The 21,667-nt window shown below is 33.3% G+C and carries 19 protein-coding genes and 1 pseudogene; all 20 read left to right on the top strand.

Translation table 11 applies throughout. The annotated features are described in order from the left end of the window. Positions 1 to 13: 13 nt before the first annotated feature. Entirely contained in the window at positions 14 to 739 is a 726-nt protein-coding gene (locus EKN01_RS03920) for a tRNA1(Val) (adenine(37)-N6)-methyltransferase (RefSeq protein WP_129045068.1), read from the top strand. Next, on the top strand, positions 732 to 1,001 hold the full coding sequence (locus tag EKN01_RS03915) for a GIY-YIG nuclease family protein (protein ID WP_129045067.1): 270 nt from the start codon (positions 732 to 734) through the stop codon (positions 999 to 1,001). The genes EKN01_RS03920 and EKN01_RS03915 overlap by 8 nt, the downstream gene beginning before the upstream one ends. Before the next feature lie 141 nt (positions 1,002 to 1,142). Next, the gene (gene rpsB / locus EKN01_RS03910; RefSeq protein ID WP_129045066.1) at positions 1,143 to 1,898 is read left to right on the top strand and encodes a 30S ribosomal protein S2; all 756 of its coding nucleotides are present in this window, start codon (positions 1,143 to 1,145) and stop codon (positions 1,896 to 1,898) included. An 81-nt stretch (positions 1,899 to 1,979) separates the two neighbouring features. Beyond that, complete coding sequence (tsf, locus tag EKN01_RS03905; protein WP_099974870.1) at positions 1,980 to 2,855, top strand: translation elongation factor Ts; 876 nt, start codon at positions 1,980 to 1,982, stop codon at positions 2,853 to 2,855. A 116-nt stretch (positions 2,856 to 2,971) separates the two neighbouring features. After that, entirely contained in the window at positions 2,972 to 3,700 is a 729-nt protein-coding gene (gene pyrH / locus EKN01_RS03900) for a UMP kinase (protein WP_099974869.1), read from the top strand. Positions 3,701 to 3,702: 2 nt separating this feature from the next. Further along, on the top strand, positions 3,703 to 4,263 hold the full coding sequence (gene frr, locus EKN01_RS03895) for a ribosome recycling factor (RefSeq protein WP_099974868.1): 561 nt from the start codon (positions 3,703 to 3,705) through the stop codon (positions 4,261 to 4,263). Between the two features lie 16 nt (positions 4,264 to 4,279). After that, positions 4,280 to 5,014, top strand: coding sequence for an undecaprenyl pyrophosphate synthase (gene uppS / locus EKN01_RS03890; protein WP_129045065.1), 735 nt, complete (start codon positions 4,280 to 4,282; stop codon positions 5,012 to 5,014). Positions 5,015 to 5,028: 14 nt separating this feature from the next. Continuing rightward, positions 5,029 to 5,823: a phosphatidate cytidylyltransferase gene (locus EKN01_RS03885; protein WP_129045064.1), complete on the top strand. Its 795-nt coding sequence runs from the start codon at positions 5,029 to 5,031 to the stop codon at positions 5,821 to 5,823. Between the two features lie 17 nt (positions 5,824 to 5,840). After that, positions 5,841 to 7,109: an RIP metalloprotease RseP gene (rseP, locus tag EKN01_RS03880; RefSeq protein WP_129045063.1), complete on the top strand. Its 1,269-nt coding sequence runs from the start codon at positions 5,841 to 5,843 to the stop codon at positions 7,107 to 7,109. 12 nt (positions 7,110 to 7,121) lie between these two features. After that, a complete protein-coding gene (locus EKN01_RS03875; protein WP_129045062.1) occupies positions 7,122 to 8,828 on the top strand; it encodes a proline--tRNA ligase in 1,707 nt (568 codons plus the stop codon). A 45-nt stretch (positions 8,829 to 8,873) separates the two neighbouring features. Beyond that, positions 8,874 to 13,172, top strand: a complete 4,299-nt coding sequence (locus EKN01_RS03870; protein WP_129045061.1) for a PolC-type DNA polymerase III — start codon at positions 8,874 to 8,876, stop codon at positions 13,170 to 13,172. Positions 13,173 to 13,290: 118 nt separating this feature from the next. After that, entirely contained in the window at positions 13,291 to 13,758 is a 468-nt protein-coding gene (rimP, locus tag EKN01_RS03865) for a ribosome maturation factor RimP (RefSeq protein ID WP_129045060.1), read from the top strand. An 11-nt stretch (positions 13,759 to 13,769) separates the two neighbouring features. Continuing rightward, positions 13,770 to 14,822, top strand: a pseudogene (gene nusA / locus EKN01_RS03860) (transcription termination factor NusA); the annotation flags it as partial. A 71-nt stretch (positions 14,823 to 14,893) separates the two neighbouring features. Further along, positions 14,894 to 15,181, top strand: coding sequence for an RNase P modulator RnpM (gene rnpM, locus EKN01_RS03855; protein ID WP_206731622.1), 288 nt, complete (start codon positions 14,894 to 14,896; stop codon positions 15,179 to 15,181). Then, a complete protein-coding gene (locus tag EKN01_RS03850; protein WP_099974860.1) occupies positions 15,178 to 15,477 on the top strand; it encodes a L7Ae/L30e/S12e/Gadd45 family ribosomal protein in 300 nt (99 codons plus the stop codon). The genes rnpM and EKN01_RS03850 overlap by 4 nt, the downstream gene beginning before the upstream one ends. Positions 15,478 to 15,490: 13 nt before the next feature. After that, the gene (gene infB / locus EKN01_RS03845) at positions 15,491 to 18,175 is read left to right on the top strand and encodes a translation initiation factor IF-2 (protein WP_129045058.1); all 2,685 of its coding nucleotides are present in this window, start codon (positions 15,491 to 15,493) and stop codon (positions 18,173 to 18,175) included. Between the two features lie 13 nt (positions 18,176 to 18,188). Further along, the gene (rbfA, locus tag EKN01_RS03840; protein ID WP_099974858.1) at positions 18,189 to 18,545 is read left to right on the top strand and encodes a 30S ribosome-binding factor RbfA; all 357 of its coding nucleotides are present in this window, start codon (positions 18,189 to 18,191) and stop codon (positions 18,543 to 18,545) included. A gap of 107 nt (positions 18,546 to 18,652) precedes the next feature. Continuing rightward, positions 18,653 to 19,555 (top strand): tRNA pseudouridine(55) synthase TruB, encoded by a 903-nt coding sequence (truB, locus tag EKN01_RS03835; RefSeq protein WP_129045057.1) that lies wholly within the window; start codon positions 18,653 to 18,655, stop codon positions 19,553 to 19,555. A 10-nt stretch (positions 19,556 to 19,565) separates the two neighbouring features. After that, complete coding sequence (gene ribF, locus EKN01_RS03830) at positions 19,566 to 20,495, top strand: riboflavin biosynthesis protein RibF (RefSeq protein ID WP_129045056.1); 930 nt, start codon at positions 19,566 to 19,568, stop codon at positions 20,493 to 20,495. Between the two features lie 121 nt (positions 20,496 to 20,616). Continuing rightward, the gene (gene hrcA / locus EKN01_RS03825) at positions 20,617 to 21,663 is read left to right on the top strand and encodes a heat-inducible transcriptional repressor HrcA (protein WP_129045055.1); all 1,047 of its coding nucleotides are present in this window, start codon (positions 20,617 to 20,619) and stop codon (positions 21,661 to 21,663) included. Positions 21,664 to 21,667 lie beyond the last annotated feature (4 nt).

Genomic DNA, 21,667 nt, shown 5'->3' with positions numbered 1-21,667 from the left:
TAAGAGTATAAATATGAAAAAAATTACAAAAGACATTATATCTAATAGCGGTATAGAAATATACCAAGACAAAGATCTTTATTCATTTAACTTAGATACCATTTTACTATATAATTTTGTAAATCCGGTAAAAAAAGGAACTATTGTAGACTTGTGCTCTGGAAATGGTGTTATTGGACTGAGTTTGGCATCAAAAACTGATGCGAATATTAAATTAATAGAGATACAAAAAGAACTTGCTCAGTTAGCGGTGGAGAGTATCAAATTAAATAATCTTGAAAACAGAGTTGAAATGATTAATATCGATTTAAAAAATGCACAGAAATATATTAATCACGATAGCGTTGACCTAATAACTTGTAATCCACCTTATTTTAAAATTGATGACAATACAAAAACTAAGAATAATGAGGTGCTTTCAAAAGCAAGGCATGAACTACTAACCAACTTAGATGATATATGTAACATGGCTAAGATATTGCTAAAAGAAAACAAACATTTTTACATGGTACATCGCCCAGAAAGACTAATGGAAATATTTAGTTCTATGAACAAACATAATTTACAACCAAAAAAAATTCAGTTTGTCAGAAGTTACGACGACAAAGATGCTAATTTAGTTTTGATTGACGCAATCAAAACTGTTAAATCGGCTTCCTTAAAAATAATTCCTGATTTAGTGATATATGATGAAAACGGAAATTTAACTTCAAAGGCAGAAAAAATAATTAATGGATAAAAACAATTATTACGTCTATATACTACTTTGTTCGGATGCAACATTTTACATTGGGACAAGTAATGACGTAGACAAGAGAGTGGCAACACATAACTCGGGTAAGGGTGCTAAGTATACTAAATTTAGAAGACCCGTAAAATTATTGTATAAAGAAGGACTCAATTCAAAATCTGAAGCTTTAAAGAGAGAAGCAGAATTGAAAAAGAAAACTAGAAAAGCTAAGGAATTATTTTTGCAGAATCACGGAATTAATTGGCAATAATTATTGAAACATTACTAAGTATTCTGTATACTAGAAACTTGTATGAATAAATACGCACACTTAATGATTTAGATATTGGTGCACAGATGTGTTTTATCTAAAAGTGATTTGAGTGGAGGAAAAAACCAGGAGGAAATTTTTATGTCAGTTATTTCAATGAAACAACTACTAGAAGCAGGTGTTCACTTTGGACACCAAACAAGACGTTGGAACCCTAAGATGGCTCCATTCATCTTTACACAAAGAAATGGTATCTACATCATCGATCTACAAAAAACAGTTCGCATGATTGACGATGCATACAACTATATGAAGGCTGTTGCCGGTGATGACGGAATTTTCCTATTCGTTGGTACAAAGAAGCAAGCTCAAGATGCTATTGCTGAAGAAGCACAACGTTCAGGTCAATATTATGTAAACCACCGTTGGTTAGGTGGAACACTAACAAACTGGAACACTATTCAAAAACGTATCAAGAGATTAAAAGAAATCAAAGCTATGGCTGAAGATGGTACATTTGAACGTCTACCTAAGAAAGAAGTTGCACTTCTTACAAAACAACAAGCTAAGCTTGAAAAATTCCTTGGTGGTATCGAAGATATGCCAAGAATTCCAGATGTTATGTTTATCGTTGACCCACATAAAGAAACAATTGCAGTTAACGAAGCTAAAAAACTTAACATTCCTATCGTAGCTATGGTTGATACAAATACTGATCCTGATAACATCGATGTTATCATTCCATCTAACGATGATGCTATCCGTGCTGTTAAGCTAATCGTTTCAAGAATGGCAGATGCTATCATTGAAGGTAAACAAGGTGAAGAAAGTGTAGCTGCTGAAATGACAGAAGCTGCCGAAGAATCAACAGAAACTGCTGCTTCAACTGAAGAATAATTTAATATATAATAAAATAGTATTTTAAATAGCCGTCTGATAAAGATGGCTTTCTTTTTAAAGAATGGAGGATATTAAAGAATGGCTAATATTACTGCTGCTCAAGTAAAAGAATTACGTGATAAAACAAGTGTTGGTATGATGGACGCTAAAAAGGCCCTTGTATCAGCTGATGGAGATATGCAAAAAGCTATCGACGAACTACGTGAAAAGGGTATTGCTAAGGCTGCCAAGAAGAATGATCGTATTGCTGCTGAAGGTCTTGCACATATTCAAATTGATGGAAACAGAGCATCAATCATCGAAGTTAACTCAGAAACAGACTTTGTTTCTTCAAATGATAAATTCCAAGCTCTTGTAAATAACATTGGTAATGCAATTGTTAAAGAAGCTCCTAAGACAATGGACGAAGCATTAGCACTTAAGATTGATGGTGAAACAATTGATGAAGCTATTACTAATCTAACAGCTGTTATCGGAGAAAAAATCACTCTAAGACGTTTTGAAGTGGTTGAAAAAACAGATTCACAATCATTTGGTTCATACTTACATAATGGTGGTCTAATTGCTGCACTTACTGTTATTGAAGGTGCTGATGAAACAACAGCTAAAGACGTTGCTATGCACGTTGCTGCTGTTAATCCACTTTACATGACTCGTGAAGATGTTCCTGCTGATGTTCTTGCTCATGAAAAAGAAGTTATCACAAAGGAAACTCTTGAAGAAGGTAAGCCAGAAAATATCGTACCTAAGATTGTTGAAGGACGTATTAACAAATATCTATCAGAAATCAGTTTAGCAGATCAAGAATTTGTTAAAGATTCAGATATGACAGTTAAACAATACGTTGATTCAAAAAATGGTAAACTTATTTCTTACACAAGATTTGAAGTTGGTGAAGGTATTGAAAAAGCCGAAAACAACTTTGCTGAAGAAGTTATGAATCAAGTAAAATAAAAAGCCAATAAGGCTTTTTTTTTATACTTTTTTCCGAAAAATCAACCATTATGAAGACCGGAACTAGTTAATATGTTAAAATATTTATTAGTAAAATTTCAAAAAGGAGTTTATTTATGCCTGAAATCAAATACAAAAGAGTAATTTTAAAAATTTCCGGTGAAGCACTTGCCGGAGAAAAGGGTTTTGGAATTAATCCACCTGTAATTAAGTCAATTGCTGAACAAATTAAGAGTGTCAATGATCTTGGAGTTCAAGTCGCTATTGTTTGTGGTGGCGGAAATATTTGGCGCGGTGAAACAGGTGCTGAAATGGGCATGGATAGAGCTCAAGCTGATTACATGGGTATGATGGCAACAGTTATGAATGGTCTTGCTTTACAAGATGGGTTAGAACAAGTAGGAGTCCCTTCACGTGTTCAAACATCCATTGAAATGCGTCAAGTAGCTGAACCATATATTAGAAGAAGAGCAATCAGACACTTAGAAAAAGGTAGAGTTGTTATTTTTGCTGGTGGAACAGGTAATCCTTACTTCTCAACAGATACAACTTCAGTTCTACGTGCTGCTGAAATAGAAGCAGATGTAATATTGATGGCTAAGAATAATGTTGATGGTGTTTATTCAGCAGATCCTAACAAAGATCCAAATGCTGTGAAATTTGATGAGTTATCACAATTAGACTTAATCAATAAAAATCTTGGAGTTATGGATTCTACTGCTTCTTCATTATCAATGGATAATCATATACCTCTAGTTGTTTTCAATCTAAATGAACCTGAAAATATTAAAAAAGTTGTTCTTGGTGAGAATATTGGAACAATTATTAAGGACGGTAATAACTAATTATGGCTGATAATAATGCAGTATCTAAATCAAGAGAAAATATGAATAAATCTATCAGTGTTCTGCAACAAGAACTAGGTAATATTAGAGCTGGTAAAGCCAACGCATCTATTTTGAATAATGTTAAGGTTATGTACTATGGATCTGAGGTACCTTTGAATCAAGTTGCTTCGATAAATATTCCAGAAGCTCGTGTTTTATTAATAACTCCTTTTGATAAAACAGCACTTGATGATATAGAGTATGCTATAAACAATGCTGACTTAGGTTTAAATCCAGCCAATGATGGAAATGTAATAAGACTAGTTATTCCTCAACTAACTGGAGAACGAAGAAAAGAAATTGCTAAGCAAGTAGGAAAAGAAGCCGAAAAAGCTCGTATCGCTGTTAGAAATATTAGACGTGATGCAATGGATGATGTTAAAAAACAACAAAAAAACAGTGAAATCACAGAAGATGATTTGCATGATTTAGAAAAACAAATTCAAAAAGTTACAGATGATGCTGTTTCTAAGATTGACGAATTAGCTGCAAACAAGGAAAAAGAAATTACAGAGGGTTAAATCTGGTAATTAATTTATGTTAAAAAATAGTGATTCTGAACTGAATATTCCCAACCATATTGCTATCATAATGGACGGTAATGGACGTTGGGCTCAAAGAGTAGGTAAACCTAGAATTTCAGGGCATAAAGAAGGAATGAATAACGTTAAAAGAATTGCAACAGCTGCAAGTAATCTTGGCGTGAAAGTTTTAAGTCTTTATGCTTTTTCTACTGAAAATTGGACAAGACCTAGTGCTGAAGTTAGTTTTTTAATGAAATTGCCAATTGATTTCTTTGATGTTTTTATGCCTGATTTAATTAAGGAAAATATCAAAGTTGAAGTCACTGGTTTTGTTGATGAATTACCTAATAAAACTAAGAAAACTGTTTTAAAAGCCGTTGAAGATACAAAAGAAAACACCGGAATGATACTTAACTTTGCGTTTAATTATGGAAGTAGAGCTGAAATTGTTAATACTACAAAGCTAATTGCTCAAAAAGTAAAAGAAGGATCAATAGAAATTGATGATATCAATGAGGATCTTATCAATGATAATCTATTGACTAGTGTCTTAGGTAATTACGCTGATCCTGATCTTCTGATTAGAACTAGTGGTGAAGAACGTATATCTAACTTTATGTTATGGCAAATGGCATATACTGAAATGATTTTTGATGAGACTTACTGGCCCGATTTTACGTCTGAAAACTTGGTTGAAGATATAAAAATATTTAACGAGAGAGACAGACGATTTGGATCTGTAAAATAAGGGGACATATTATTATGAGACAACGTGTTATTACTGCTGTGATTGCATTAGCCATTTTTATTCCAATATTGCTTGCTGGAGGAATTTGGCTAGAAGTTACAGCTGCAGCACTTGCTGTTGTGGGTATTTTTGAAATATACATCATGCGTAAGAGAATCATTGTTTCAATGGATTTTGTTATAAGTGTCTTGGGAACCATTTCTCTAGCTTTACCTGTAGGATTTTATAAGATTTGGTTACCTGATAAATTCTCAAGAATTGATGTATTCTATATTTTTGCTATTCTATTGTTAATCTGGACAGTTCTTTCAAAGAATAAATATACTTTTGAAGATGCCGCTGTTTCAGTAATTTCAATGTTATATATTGGAATGGGATTTCACTATCTAGCAGCAGTTAGAAATACTAATGATGGTTTTGCATTGTTGATGTATGCATTTATTGTAATTTGGTCAACTGATATTTTTGCATATGTTTTCGGTAGAAAAATTGGAAAACATAAACTATGGCCAACAATTAGCCCAAATAAAACTTGGGAAGGAACAATTGCCGGTATCATATGTGCATTAGTCCTTTCGGGAATTTATATGTATTTTGTTCCACAACATTATTCAATGGTAACAATGCTGCTAATTGCCTTATTCCTTTCAGTTATGGGACAAATGGGTGATTTGATTGAATCAGCGTATAAGAGATACTACAAAGTTAAAGATTCAGGAAACATTCTTCCAGGACATGGTGGAATTTTAGATAGATTTGATAGTATGCTTATTGTTCTACCGTTATTACATTTATTTGGATTAGTTTAATCCATTCGGAGGTTTATATGACCGCAATAATTACTTTTATAATTGTATTTGGTATTTTAGTTATTGTTCATGAGTTTGGACATTACTATGCAGCCAAGAAATCTGGAATTTTAGTCAGAGAATTTTCTGTGGGAATGGGTCCTAAACTTGTTGCTTATCGCAGAAATAGCACTACATATACTTTAAGACTATTGCCATTGGGTGGATATGTCAGAATGGCTGGATCTCAAGAAGACGATTCTGAAATTAAACCAGGAACAATGATTTCTTTAGTTTTAAATGATGATGAAAAAGTTACTAAAATAATTATTTCTAGTAAAATTCAAGAAGCTAATGCTATACCAGTTCAAGTTTCTAAATCTGATTTAGTCGATGATTTAGTAATTGAAGGCTTTGAAAATGGTGATGAATCAGAGACAAAGAGTTATACTGTAGATCACGATGCAACGATTATTGAACAAGATGGAACAGAAGTTCAAATAGCACCTCGAGATGTACAACTCCAATCTGCTTCTGTTTGGCAAAGAATGATTACAAACTTTGCAGGACCACTAGGTAATTTTATTTTAGCGATTCTTTTATTTGTGCTATTTGCATTTATGTCAGGTAGTGTACCATCATCAAATAATCAAATAGGTATGGTACAAAAGGATTCTGTGGCTCAAAAGGCTGGAATTAAAAAGAATGATAAAATTATAAAAGTTAATGGTAAGACAACTAATAAGTGGACAGATGTTCAGAATAATATTCAAGATAATCCTGGTAAGAAGATAACTGTTCAGGTTAAATCAGGAAATAAAACCAAAAATATCAATTTAGTTCCTAAGTCTGTTTCTTATAATGGTGATAAATATGGAATGATTGGAATTGGTGGAAGTACTGAATCTGGATTTGGTGCTAAAATAACTTACGGTTTCACTCACAGTTGGGAAGTTACAAGTCAAATATTCCATGCACTAAAGGTCATGGTAACTGGTGGATTTAATCTTAACCAATTGTCAGGTCCAGTAGGTATCTATTCAATGACAGCACAAGCTTCATCAAATGGATTACTTTATGTGATATCATTTATGGCTATGCTTTCAATCAATTTAGGGATTGTTAACTTGATTCCTATACCAGCTTTAGATGGTGGTAAAATTTTGCTAAACATCATTGAAGCTATCAGACGTAAACCAATTCCAGAAGAATACGAAAATGTTATAACACTTGTTGGTGTAGCTATTCTTGTTATTCTAATGGTTTCAGTTACATGGAATGATATTCAAAGGTTCTTTATTAAATAGGGGGAAGAAAACTTGAAACAATCAAAACTGCTTATTCCGACATTAAAGGAAACACCATCTGATGCAGAGGCGATTAGCCACCAGTTGATGCTTAGAGCTGGATATGTTCGACAAGTATCAGCAGGGGCATATAGTTACCTTCCTCTTGCCTGGACAGTTATTCAAAAAATAGAAAATATTATTCGTAAAGAAATGGCAAAAATAGATGCTGCTGAAATGCAGATGCCATCGTTACTTCCTGCTGACCTATGGCGAGAAAGTGGACGATACGAAACATATGGTGAAAATCTATTTAAATTAAAAGATCGTCATGGAAGAGATTTTATATTAGGTCCTACACATGAAGAAGTCTTTACAAATATTGTAAAAGAAAGTTTAAACAGTTATAAAAAATTACCATTAGTTCTTTATCAAATGCAGACTAAGTTTCGTGATGAAGATCGTCCTCGTTATGGACTACTTCGTGGACGTGAATTTATTATGCAAGACGTTTATTCATTTACAGCTAATACTGATCAGTTAGATGTAATATTCAATCAAATGGAACAAGCCTACCGCAATATTTATGATGCTTGTGGATTAGATTATCGAGTAATTATTGGTGATGCTGGAGCTATGGGTGGAAAAACTTCTAAAGAGTTTTCTGCTACGGCTGCAATCGGTGAAGATACTATTGTTTATTCAGATGAAAGTGATTATTCTGCTAACATTGAAATGGCAGTAAGTAAAATTGATGACAACGTATCTGAAGATAAATTATCCATTAAAGAAGTTTCAACACCAGATGTACACACTATTACTGAACTTTCTGATTTATTAGACATTGATGCAAGTAAGATAATGAAGGCTGTTGCATATGTTGTTGACGAAAAACCAGTTTTAGTTATGATCAGGGGAGACTTTGACGTAAATGATGTAAAAGTACAGAACTACTTGGCTGCTGACTTTATGGAAGAAGCAACACCAGAACAAGTAAAAGAAATGTTTGAAAGTGTACCAGGATTTATTGGACCTAAGAATATTAAAGAAGACGTGGAAGTTCTCTATGATAGTTCTGTTGCTGGTTTAACAAACTTTGTATTGGGACCAAATAAAGAGAATATTCACTATATCAATGCCAACTTTGAAGATATATCAGAAGAAACACCTGAATTTCATGATTTCCGTGTTGTGAAAGAAGGAGAAGGTTCACCAGATGGACATGGCTCTCTAAAATTCACCCGTGGTATTGAAATTGGACATATCTTTAAATTAGGTACAAGATATTCTGAGGCACTTGGAGCTAACTTCTTGGATGAAAATGGTAAGAATAATCCTCTTATCATGGGCTCATATGGAATAGGTATATCAAGACTTCTTTCTGCGATTATTGAACAACATAACGATGAAAAGGGTATTGTTTGGCCTCATTCTCTCGCTCCATACCAAGTTCATGTTGTTCCAATAAAATATGATGATAAAATTCAAGGTGACTTAAGCGATGAGATAGTAAGTAATCTTCAAGATGAAGGTTTTGATGTATTACTTGATGATCGTAAAGAAAGACCAGGAGTTAAATTTGCAGATTCAGACTTGATGGGATTACCAATAAGAATTACAGTTGGTAAAAAAGCTGATCAAGGTATTGTTGAATTGAAAATTAGAAACACTGGTGAAACAATTGAAATTAATAAAGATGAATTAGTTAATTCAGTAAAAATTTTGCTTAAGAACAATTAGATTGTCTTAGGCTTTTTTTACGTAATGATTACGAAGGTTATTTAAATGGACAAAAATCAATCATTTAACGTTTTACTAAAACAAATCAAAATGGAAAACCAGCTAAATGGTAGCGGTTCTTTTGATAATGCTAAAATAGAAAAACTTGAAGTTCACAGAAACTCTAGAAGATGGACATTTTATTTTGAATTTAATAGTGTTATTCCTTTTAATGAATTTCAAATATTTACTGAAGCACTAAATGAATCATTCAGAGATATTGCAGAAGTAGATTTTGAAATATCAACAGTTAATTCACAATTGAATAAAAATGATTTGTTAGATTATTGGCAATATGTTCTTAAACATGCTGACCTAAATTCACCAATTGTTCCGCAATTATTAAGTAAAAATCCTCCTAAACTAGAAAATGATCAGGTATTTCTTGAAGTTACAAATGGTTTTGTAAAAGACATAATGAATGGAGATTTAACTACAAAGATTGAACAAGAATATATCAATCTAGGATTTCCAAACTTTAAAATTAGACTGAATGTTGATGAAGAAAAGTCTCAAGCATCTCTTGAAGAAATTAAGAGTCTAAATGAACAAAAAACAAAAGAATTTCAAGAAAAAGTATCTGCATCTAATAATGAAAAGAAAGCTGTCTCTTCTAAATCCGTCTCAAGAGTTGGTAAGAAAATTGCTGACAAACAAGAAATTACCAATATGGCCGACATAATAGAAGAAGATCGTAACAAAATTGTAGAAGGTTACGTATTTGATAAAGATGTGCGTAAACTTAAATCCGGTCGTGAGCTATTACTTTTAAAGGTGACTGACTATACATCATCTTTTAGTATCAAAAAATTCTCTAACGATTCAGGTGATGAGGCTTTCTTTGAATCTCTAGGAAAGGGATCATGGATAAAAGCACGCGGAAATGTTCAAGAAGATAACTTTTCTAGAGAACTTGTAATCATGGCAAATGATATCGAAGTTATTAAGCATGATGATAGACAGGACACAGCAGAAGAAGATAATAAACGAATTGAGCTACATACTCACACTAATATGAGTCAAATGGATGCTATCTCAAGCGTTACTGACATTGTTAAACGTGCAAGTGACTGGGGACAACCAGGTATTGCCATAACTGATCATCATACTCTTCAAGCTTTTCCAGATGCATACAGTGCAGGAAAAAAATTTGGAGTAAAAGTAGCTTATGGTGTAGAGGTCGACTTAGTAGATGAAGGAAATCCAATTGCATATAATCTTCGAGACGAAGAGATTTTACCAGCTGAATATGTAATTTTTGATGTGGAGACTACAGGTTTATCTGCAGTTTATGACACAATTATTGAGTTGGGAGCAACAAAAATGAAGGATGGGGAGGTTATTGATTCATTTGATGAATTTATTAACCCTGGACATCCCTTATCTGATATAACAACTAATCTAACAAGTATTACAGATGCTATGGTTCAAAATGCACCTGATGAACAAACAATAATTTCGAAATTTATGGATTTTGTAGGTAATGATGCACTTGCAGGGCACAACGTTACTTTTGACATGGGATTTTTGAATGCAGCCTTAGTGCGAATGGGTAGAGAAAGACTTTCTATGCCAGTTATAGATACACTAGAAATGTCTAGAAATCTTCATCCAGAACACCGTAATCATAAATTAGATTCTTTAGCTAAAAGATATAATGTATCACTGGAACATCATCATAGAGCTAATCATGATGCTGAATCTACAGGTTATATTATGTATAAGATGTTCTCAGAGATGTTGGACGCTTACGGAACGAAGAATATTAATCAGTTAAATGATAATGTTGGTGGAGCAGATTCTTATAAACAAGCACGTCCAAATCATGCAATTTTATTAGCTCAGACACAAACAGGGCTTAAAAACCTATTCAAATTAGTTTCTAGTTCAATGACTGAATATTATTACCGAACAGCTAGAGTTCCTCGTAGAATACTGAACAAGTACCGAGAAGGTATATTGGTAGGATCTGCATGCCAAGATGGTGAAGTATTCACAAGTATGATGCAAAAAGGTTACGATGAGACAAAAGAGTTAGCACAATTCTATGACTACCTAGAAGTAATGCCAAAACCTATTTATCAGAATTTAATAGATCGTGAAATTATTCAAGATGAAACATCCTTGGAAGAAATAATTTCAAACATTATTAAACTAGGTAATGAAATAAATAAGCCTGTAGTCGCTTCAGGAGACGTTCATTATCTAGACGCTGAAGAAAAAATATATCGAGAAATTGTTATCAAAGCAGTCAAGAGCAATCCTCTTGCTAGAAGAGAATTACCAGACGTGCACTTTAGAACAACTAATGAAATGTTTGATGAATTTAATTTCTTAGATGAAAATACTGTACAAGAAATAGTTGTTGATAATCCTCAAAAAGTTTTGGATATGATAGATAATGATATTTCTCCTGTTAAGGATAAATTGTATACTCCTAAAATTGATGGTGCTGAAGACGAAATACGCAATAGAACAATGGACAAGGCACATGGATTGTATGGTGAAGATCTACCTGAAATTGTGCAGGAGAGAATGGATAAAGAATTGAAAAGTATCATTGGTAATGGTTTTTCAGTTATTTATCTAATTTCACAACGCTTAGTTTCTAAATCCAATAAAGATGGATATTTGGTTGGTTCCCGTGGATCTGTCGGATCAAGTTTTGTCGCTACAATGACGGGAATTACGGAAGTTAATCCTTTACCACCTCATTATCGATGTGGTGAATGTAAATATTCAGAGTTCTTTACAAAAGGTGAAGTAGGTTCAGGATATGATCTTCCAGATAAAAAATGTCCTAACTGTGATATAGATCTACTAAAAGATGGACAAGACATTCCTTTTGAAACTTTCTTAGGATTTAAAGGTGATAAGGTTCCTGATATTGATTTGAATTTCTCAGGTGATTACCAACCAGTTGCTCACAATTATACAAAAGTGTTATTTGGTGAAAATAATGTATTTCGTGCGGGAACAATTGGAACAATTGCTGATAGAACTGCCTTTGGTTATGTTAAGAACTATGAAGAATTAACAGATCAGCAATTCAAAAATGTAGAAGAAGAACGCTTGGCTTTGGGATCTACAGGAGTTAAGAGAACTACAGGACAACATCCTGCCGGTATTTTGGTAGTTCCTGATTATATGGATATTTATGATTTCACACCCATTCAATATCCAGCAGATGATCAGACTTCCGCTTGGAAGACAACTCACTTTGATTTCCATTCAATTCATGACAATATTTTAAAACTTGATATCCTGGGTCATGATGATCCTACCATGATTCGTACTCTTCAAGATTTAACAGGAATAGATCCATTAACAATACCTGTTGATGATGCAGAAGTTATGAAACTATTCTCAGGTACCGACTCATTAGGAGTTACTCCAGAGCAAATTTATTCAAAAACAGGTACTCTAGGTGTACCTGAATTTGGTACTCGATTTGTTCGAGGTATGTTGGAGAAAACACATCCAACAACATTTTCAGAGTTACTACAGATATCAGGATTATCACATGGAACCGATGTATGGTTGCAAAATGCCGAGGACTTGATTGATCAGGGTATTGTTACTTTGAAGGAAGTTATTGGATGTCGTGATAATATCATGGTCGATCTAATTCACTACGGAATGGACGACCAAACGTCATTCTTAATAATGGAAAGTGTACGTAAGGGTAAAGGAATTAAAGACGAGTGGAAACAAAAAATGAAAGAAGCTGATGTTCCAGATTGGTATATTGAATCATGTTTAAAGATTAAATATATGTTTCCTAAGGCACATGCAACTGCCTATATTCTTATGGCATTACGTATTGCATACTTTAAGGTTCATTACCCAGTTCAATATTACAGTGCCTACTTCTCGGTACGTGCAGACGACTTTGATTTGGTTGCCATGTCTAAAGGTAAGTTATCAGTTAAAAATTCTATGCAAGTTATCAACGATAAGGGTATGGAAGCTTCAACGAAAGAGAAAAATCTACTTACAGTTTTAGAAATAGCTAATGAGTGTTTGGAACGTGGATTTACAATTAAAATGGTTGATATTGAAAAATCAGATGCTTTTGATTTTAAGATTGTCGATGAAAACACATTACTAGCTCCGTTCAATGCTATTCCTGGACTAGGAGATAACGTTGCTAAGCAAATAGTTGCAGCACGCGAAGAAAAACCATTCTTATCAAAAGAAGATTTATCAACACGTGGTAAAGTGTCTAAAACAATTATTGAATATATGACTGATAATGGAGTTTTAGATGGTATGCCAGATGAGAATCAACTTTCTTTATTCTAATTAGCAAAATTTGTATATGGCGCTAGTTTATGGTATTCTATATGAAGTTAATATTTGTGTATTGAGTGAGCAGAAATGCTCACTCATTTTTTTGCCAATATTTTATGGAGGTTAATTTTTGGATACAAAAATCGAAGAACTAAAAGCTATTTTGCAACCCATTCTAGATGAACATGATTTTTTCTTGGTAGATCTAGAATTTGTACATGAACGTGGTGATTGGTACTTGAGAGTTTATGCAGATAAACCAGGTGGAATCAACATTGAAGATTGTGCATTGATAAGTGAAGAATACGGTGAAAAATTGGACGAACTTGATCCTATCTCACCAGCTTACTATTTGGAAGTTTCTTCACCAGGTGCAGAACGTCCTTTGAAGAACGATGAATCATTACAAGATAGTATTGGTGAATATATTAATGTTTCTCTATATCAAAAGCTTGATGGGGAGAAGTCTTACGAGGGTACATTACTAGAATTAACTGATGATCAGATTACTCTTGAAATTAAAGTAAAAAACTTAAAGAAAAAAGTTGAAATATCTAGAGATAAGATCGCCAAAATTCGAATGGCTATTGAATTCTAAGGAGAGAATTTATGAGTAAAGAAATGGTTGATGCGCTTGATGCGCTTGAAAAAGAAAAAGGTATCAAAAAAGAGTATGTGATTGAGTCACTTGAGGCAGCACTTGTTGCAGCTTATAAGAGAAATTACAATCAAGCTCAAAACGTTGAAGTAGAATTTGATGCTAAAAAAGGTAACATTCATGTATATGCCGTTAAAGAAGTTGTTGAAGAAGTAGTTGATGATAGACTTGAAGTAAGTCTTGAAGAAGCACTTGAGAAGAGCAAAGGTTACGAACTTGGTGATCATATGCAATTTGAAGTAACACCTAAAGATTTCGGTAGAATTGCTGCTCAAACTGCTAAACAAGTTATAATGCAAAGAGTTCGTGAAGCAGAGAGAGACATAATTTACAATGAATACAGTCAATATGAGCATGAAATTATTCAAGGAACTGTAGAAAGAATCGATAGTCGCTTTGTTTATATTACATATGGACGTATTGAAGCGGTTATGGCTAAACAAGACCAAATGCCTGGTGAAATATATAATCCTCGTGATCGAATTAGGGTATATGTGACAAAAGTTGAAAATGCTACAAAAGGTCCTCAAGTCTTTGTTTCAAGAACTGATCCAGGTTTGGTTAAGAGATTATTCGAACAAGAAGTTCCAGAAATTTATGATGGAACTGTAGAGATTGTATCTATTGCTAGAGAAGCAGGAGATAGAACAAAAATTGCTGTTAAATCAACAAATCCTGATCTTGATCCAGTTGGTACATGTGTTGGTCCTAAGGGATCACGTGTTCAAGCAGTTGTAGATGAATTGAACGGTGAGAATATTGATGTTGTACCATATGTTGATGATCCGGTAGATTTCATTGCTAATGCATTGAATCCTGCAGAAGTAATTGCAGTTCAATTTGAAGAAGAAGATAGTAAGAAGTGTTTAGTTATTGTTCCTGACTATCATCTGTCTCTTGCCATTGGTAAAAAAGGTCAAAATGCTAGATTAGCTGCCAAGCTGACTGGTTATAAGATTGATATCAAGCCAGAATCTCAAGTTGAATTCGTTGATGAAAATGATCAAGATGTAGACATTGAAGATATCTAATAAATTTTAAGGAGGTGATAGCTTTGGGTACTAAAAAGATTCCTATGAGAAAAGATATTTTAACCAATGAAATGTTTCCCAAACGAGAAATGGTTCGTATTGTGAAAGATAAAGAGGGTAATATATCTATTGATCCAACCGGAAAAAAATCTGGTCGAGGTGCATATGTTGGATTAGATCCAGAAGCTGTCATAAAGGCAAAGAAAAAGAAAACTTTGGAAAAAACTTTTTCTGTTTCTATACCTGAAAACTTCTATGATCAACTTCATGATTTTGTGGAACATCAACAAGCACGTAAGGAATTATTTGGAGATTTAGGTAAAAAACATTGAAAAATGAATTTTTAAATTTACTTGGAATTGCCAATAGAGCAAGAAAAATAATTGGTGGAACTGAAATTACAATAGACGGTGTGAGAAATCATAGTGTTAAGCTAATCATTATGGGTAGTGATTGTAGTGATAGAACAAAAAAAGAAGTTAACAATAAAGCAACTTTTTACAAAGTTCCCGTAGTTGACCAATTTAGTAGCGAAGAGATAATAAAATCAATTGGTCGTAAGCGCAAAGTAATAGGTATTACTGATGCCGGATTTGCTAAGAGATTAGTTGAAATAACTGAAAAATAAGGAGAGTGATAGGATGGCTAAAAAGAGAATTTATACTATTGCAAAAGAAAATAGTGTTGAAAATCAAGCTGTACTAGATGCTGCCGCAAAACTAAACATTGATGTGAAAAATCACATGTCTTCTGTCGATGAAGATGCTGAAAAGAAAATTATTTCTACTTTAAAGGGTGGAAATAATTCTGCTGCACCTGAAAAAGCTAAAAAAGCAGTTAAATCAGATGAAAAATCTACAGCTGCCAAACCAGCTTCTTCAGATAGCAACAAATCATCTGAAAAGACAAAAATTAAAATTAGTGCTGTTCGTCGTGATCCAAACAAGAACAAAACTAATAAATTTAATAATAATAATTCTAGAAATAACTCTAACGGTCAAAGACCTAATAATCGACGACCTAATAACAATAACAATTCAGGTCGCCCTAATAATAACAACAATAATCGTCGTAATAACAATATTTCTAGTCAACAACAAGCGCCAAGACCTCGTCAAGGAGGAGCAGGTGCTAAGTATCTAGATCAATTTAAGACTGATATGCAAAGTGCTTCTAGAACACCAGAAAGAAGTACTAACAACAATCAATCACGACGTAATAATAATACTTCACGTCCTACAAACAATGCTGGAAGTAACAATAGACCAGCTAATAATGTAAATAGAGACAAGAAACCTGTTACTAATAATAATCAAAAACCAGTGCAAAATTCAGCTGCTAATAAGCCAAATGTTGAAATACCAAAAGAAGCATTTTCAGCTGCTCCTTCAAATGGTCCTGCTGAAAATACACGCGGTAAGAAACCTGTAAATCGTAACTTTGATAATAAGCAAAATCTTGGAAATCCTTATGGATCTCGTAAGAAAAAGAAGAATCGCAAGAAGCAACAACAACAGCGTAACAATGAACCTAAAAAAGTTATGCCACAAAGAAAAGAACGTCCATTACCAGAAACACTTGTTTATACAGTTGGTATGAATGCTCAAGATTTAGGTAAAATTCTTCATCGTGAACCAGCTGAAATTGTTAAAAAAGTGTTCATGCTAGGAATGATGATCAATCAAAATCAATCACTAGACAAAGATACAATTGAACTTATAGCTGAAGATTACGGAATTCAATCAGAAGAAAAAGTTCAAGAAGATATTGCTGATATCGATCAATTCTATGAAGAAGAAATCAAGAATTCAGAGAATACGGTTCCTCGTCCTCCTGTTGTTACAATTATGGGACACGTTGATCATGGTAAGACAACCTTGCTAGATAATTTGAGAAATTCTCACATTACAGATTCTGAAGCTGGTGGAATTACTCAACATATTGGTGCTTATCAAGTTAGATTGTCTGATAGATTAATTACATTCCTTGATACTCCTGGACATGCTGCATTTACTAATATGCGTGCTCGTGGTGCTGATGTTACTGATATTGTTGTACTTGTTGTTGCTGCTGACGATGGTGTTATGCCTCAAACAATTGAAGCTATCAACCATGCTAAGGCAGCTGGTGATCCAATCATCGTGGCTGTTAATAAAATTGATAAACCAGGTGCAAATCCACAACATGTAATTGACCAACTTATGGAATATGAATTGATTCCTGAAGAATACGGTGGAGATACAATCTTTGTTCAAATTTCTGCAAAACAAGATATTAATATCGATCAATTGCTAGAAATGATTCTTCTACAAGCAGATGTACTTGAATTGAAAGCAGATCCTGATCAAAAAGCTGTTGGTACTGTTATCGAAGCTAAACTTGATAAGGGGCGTGGACCAGTTGCATCACTACTAGTTCAACAAGGTACTCTTCATGTAGGAGATCCAATTGTTGTTGGTAATACCTTTGGTCGTGTTAGAACAATGACTGACTATCAAGGTAAAGAAATAACTGAAGCATTACCTTCTCAACCAATTGAAATTACAGGATTAAATGATGTTCCAGAATCAGCAGATAAGTTTGTTGTCTTTGAAGATGAGAAGACAGCTCGTGCAGCTGGTGAAGAACGTGCTAACCGTGCTCTTCAAGTTGAACGTCAAAAAACAAATCCAGTTACTCTAGATAATCTATTCGAAACAATGCAAGAAGGAGATCTTAAGAAAGTTGACGTTATTATTAAGGCCGACGTTCAAGGATCTGCTGAAGCTATTGCAGGAAGTCTTAAGAAGATTGATGTTGAAGGCGTTAGAGTAAATATTATCCATCAAGCAGTTGGTGCTATTACTGAAAGTGATATCAACCTTGCTGCAGCAAGTAATGCTATTGTTATTGGATTTAATGTTCGCCCAACAGCACAAGCTAAACTTCAAGCAACAGAAGATAACGTAGATATTCGTCTACATAGAGTTATTTATCAAGCAATTGATGAAATTGAAGCTGCCATGAAGGGTATGCTAGAACCAGTTTATGAAGAAAAAATCACAGGTAACCTTACTGTTCGTGAAACTTACAATGTTTCTAAGATTGGTACAATTGCCGGTTGTATTGTTGACAATGGATACATAAATCGTGAAAGTGGCGTTCGCCTTGTTCGTGATGGAGTTGTTATCTATGAAGGTAAGCTAGCATCACTTAAGAGATTCAAAGATGATGTTAAAGAAGTCAAGGCAGGTTTCGAATGTGGTGTAACAATTGAAAACTACAATGACATCAAGATTGCTGATCAAATTGAAGCATATGTAATGGAAGAAGTTCCTGTAAAATAGGAGATAATTATATATGAAACACAGAATTGGTAGAGTTGAACAAGAAATTCAAAAAGAAGTTAATGATATTTTATTGAAGAGAGTCAGAGATCCACGTGTTCAAGGTGTTACAGTTACTGGTGTTGAAATGACAGGTGACTTACAAACAGCTACTATTTATTATAGTATTTTATCTAACAAGGCTAGTGATGCTGAAAAAACACAAACTGGTCTCGATAAATCTAAAGGTATAATAAAAAAAGAACTAGGTTCAAGATTAACTCTTTATAAAATTCCAGATCTAAAATTCAAACAAGATGAATCTGTTAGATATGGTGAAAAAATTGATCAACTTATAGCAAAACTTCATCAAGATGAAGCAAATAAATAAAATCAAAAAGAGCTAAGTCAGATATTTTAATATCTGACTTAGCTCTTTTTTTGTCTAAAATTTGATATAATTAATCTCTGTATAGCTTTAGAACAGGAGATTCAAGAATGAATGGAATTGTTCCTTTAAATAAAGATCTAGGTAAAACTAGTTCAGATTATGTATATAAATTACGTAAGATTTTGCAAACAAAAAAAATAGGACACACTGGGACTTTGGATCCACTAGTTGATGGTGTATTACCTATATGTGTTGGTCAGTCTACAAAATTGGTTGAGCGTTTGACTAGCTCACCTAAAGAATACTGTGGAGAAATTACTATTGGTCGATCTACAACTACTGAAGATAGAGAAGGTGAAACAGTAGATTCCAAACCAGTTTTAAATGAAATTTCTATTGATAATATTAGAGAAACCCTTAGTTCTATGGAAGGAGAAATAGAACAAATACCTCCTATGTTTTCTGCAGTTAAAGTAAATGGTAAAAAATTATATGAATATGCTAGAGCTGGGGAAACGGTCGAGCGCCCTGTCAGAAGAATAAATATTTATAAATTTGAATTAAATGGTGAAATAGAATTAAATGAAGACACAAATGAACAAACAGTACCTTTTAGAGTTCGTTGTTCTAAGGGAACTTACGTTAGAACACTAGCAGTTCAAGTTGGTGAAAAACTGGGATATCCAGCATTTATGTCACAACTAACACGAGTTGAAAGTGCAGGTATTTTGATAGAAAATACTTATCATTTAAGTGAAATAGAAGAGATGGTAAAAAATGAAAATTATGAATTTTTAACTTCAATAGAAAGTGTTCTTTCATATCTACCAAAGTATACATTAAACGATGATGAATGGAATCTTGTGGGTAATGGTGTAGGTTTGCAACTAAATAGTGATAAAAACTCCGAGGTAGCACTCTATTTTGAAGATAAAATAAAAGCAATATATAAGTATGATCACAGTAAAAATCTTTGGGTAGCATCTACTATGCTACTTCAAAATAATTAAGAGTAAAAATATGAAAATATACTATGTAAGTTATCCAATTAAAAAGAATGAAAGACCACAAAAAGATACTGTTTTGATTATGGGATTTTTTGATGGAATTCATAAGGGTCATCAAGAAGTAATCCAAAAGGGTGTTGAATTAGCACAAAAAAACAACTTGGAATCAGTCTTGATCACGTTTGATAGATCGCCAAGAGTAGTTTATCAAAATGAAAAAAACTATACTTATTTATCTACTATGCGCCGAAAATCAGAACTAATTAAAGAATTAGGAGTAGATGACGTTTACTTTTTAGAATTTAGTGACGAACTAGCTCGTCTGAGTCCTCAGGACTTTGTAAATCAATATATGATTGATATGAATGCAAAATTCGTAGTTGCTGGGTTTGATTATACATATGGTAAAAAAGATATAGCTAATATGAATTTATTACCTAAATATTCTAAAGGTAACTTTGAAGTAATAAGTGTTCCTAGACTTGATAAGAAAGATAGAAAAATTGGTTCTAGTGAAATTAGGGAATTACTTAAAAATAATAAAGTAACTGAGGCCAATGATTTATTGGGTTACGCCTATCAGAATCAAGGGATTGTAGTTCACGGATTAAAAAGAGGTCGTGAAATGGGCTTTCCCACAGCTAATATTAAACCAACAACGGATCAGCTGATTCCTGGTGTCGGTGTTTATGTGACACGTGTTTTTATAAAAGGAAAATGGTATGAAGCAATGACTTCAGTTGGTTACAATGTTACTTTTGAAGAAGAGACAGGATTAACAATTGAATCAAATATTTTAAATTTCCATGATGATATATATGACGAACCTATTAGAATTGAATGGTTAAAATATTTGCGTGGAGAAGTGAAATTCAATAGTATGGATGAGTTAATCGATCAACTTCATCAAGATCAAAAAGATACAGAAGAATATTTTAAATAAAAAGAAAGTTCATTATGAACTTTCTTTTTTATGTGTAATCACTTGACACAAAGCGTTTAGATTGATATATTTTAGGATGTTAGCACTCAAGGTTTAATAGTGCTAAAGGAGGCTGGTAGTAATGCTAACACAACGTCAAGATGCTATTTTACGCGAAGTTGTAAGTATTTATACAGATACTGGTCAACCAGTTGGTTCCAAGACACTAATGAATAATTTACCATTTTCGGTAAGTTCAGCTACCATCAGAAATGAGATGGCTGCCTTAGAAGATTCAGGGTATTTGGAGAAGACACATTTATCTTCTGGAAGAATTCCGTCTGTTCAAGGATATCGTTATTATCTGGATAATTTGGTGCAACCAGTTTCAGTATCTGACGAAATTTCTAGAAGTATTGATCAGAATTTTGGTCGTGAATATCATCAAATTGATGATTTGATTCAGGAATCTGCCAAAATTTTATCACATCTAACAAGTTATACGGCTATTACTTTGGGACCAGAAGGGCAGTCGATCCTCTTAACAGGATTTAGAATTGTCCCTTTAAATCCACATCAGATAATGGCAATTATTGTTACAAGTGATAATAATGTCGAAAGTAATATATACACAGTAGATGAAAAAGTTGACTCAGAATTAATAGAAAAAATCGTTCGAATTGTAAATGACAAATTGATTGGTAAACCTTTAATTCAAGTTCAAAAATTACTTCAAACAGAAATTCCAGCTATATTAACGCAATACATGTATTCTGATAGTGGATTTATTGATATGCTTTCGGGATTGTTTAAGAAAGCAGAGTCAGAAAAGTATTTTGTTGATGGTCAATTGAATCTTTTAAATTATGCGCAGGATTATGATTCCAGTAATGTTCAATCATTATTTTCAATGATTAATGGGAGTGATGATTTGAAGCAGTTACTTGATACTGGTGAAGATAACAACGAAATAATTGTTAGATTTGGTAGTGAGCTTGGTAATGATACTCTAAAAAATTATAGTCTTATTACCACAAATTATGATGCTGGAGAACATGGAAAAGGTTTAATAGCAATTTTAGGACCAACGCAAATGCACTATTCACAACTTATTGGTTTAATGGGTGAATTCAGACAAGAGTTCTCAAAAAGACTAATGGATTATTATTCAAGGTATGATGATTCATAATATA

The sequence above is a fragment of the Companilactobacillus metriopterae genome, from assembly GCF_004117915.1.
GTDB lineage: Bacteria > Bacillota > Bacilli > Lactobacillales > Lactobacillaceae > Companilactobacillus > Companilactobacillus metriopterae.
Note: the sequence above shows the minus strand (reverse complement) of the source record. Positions and strands in the feature narration are given on the sequence as shown.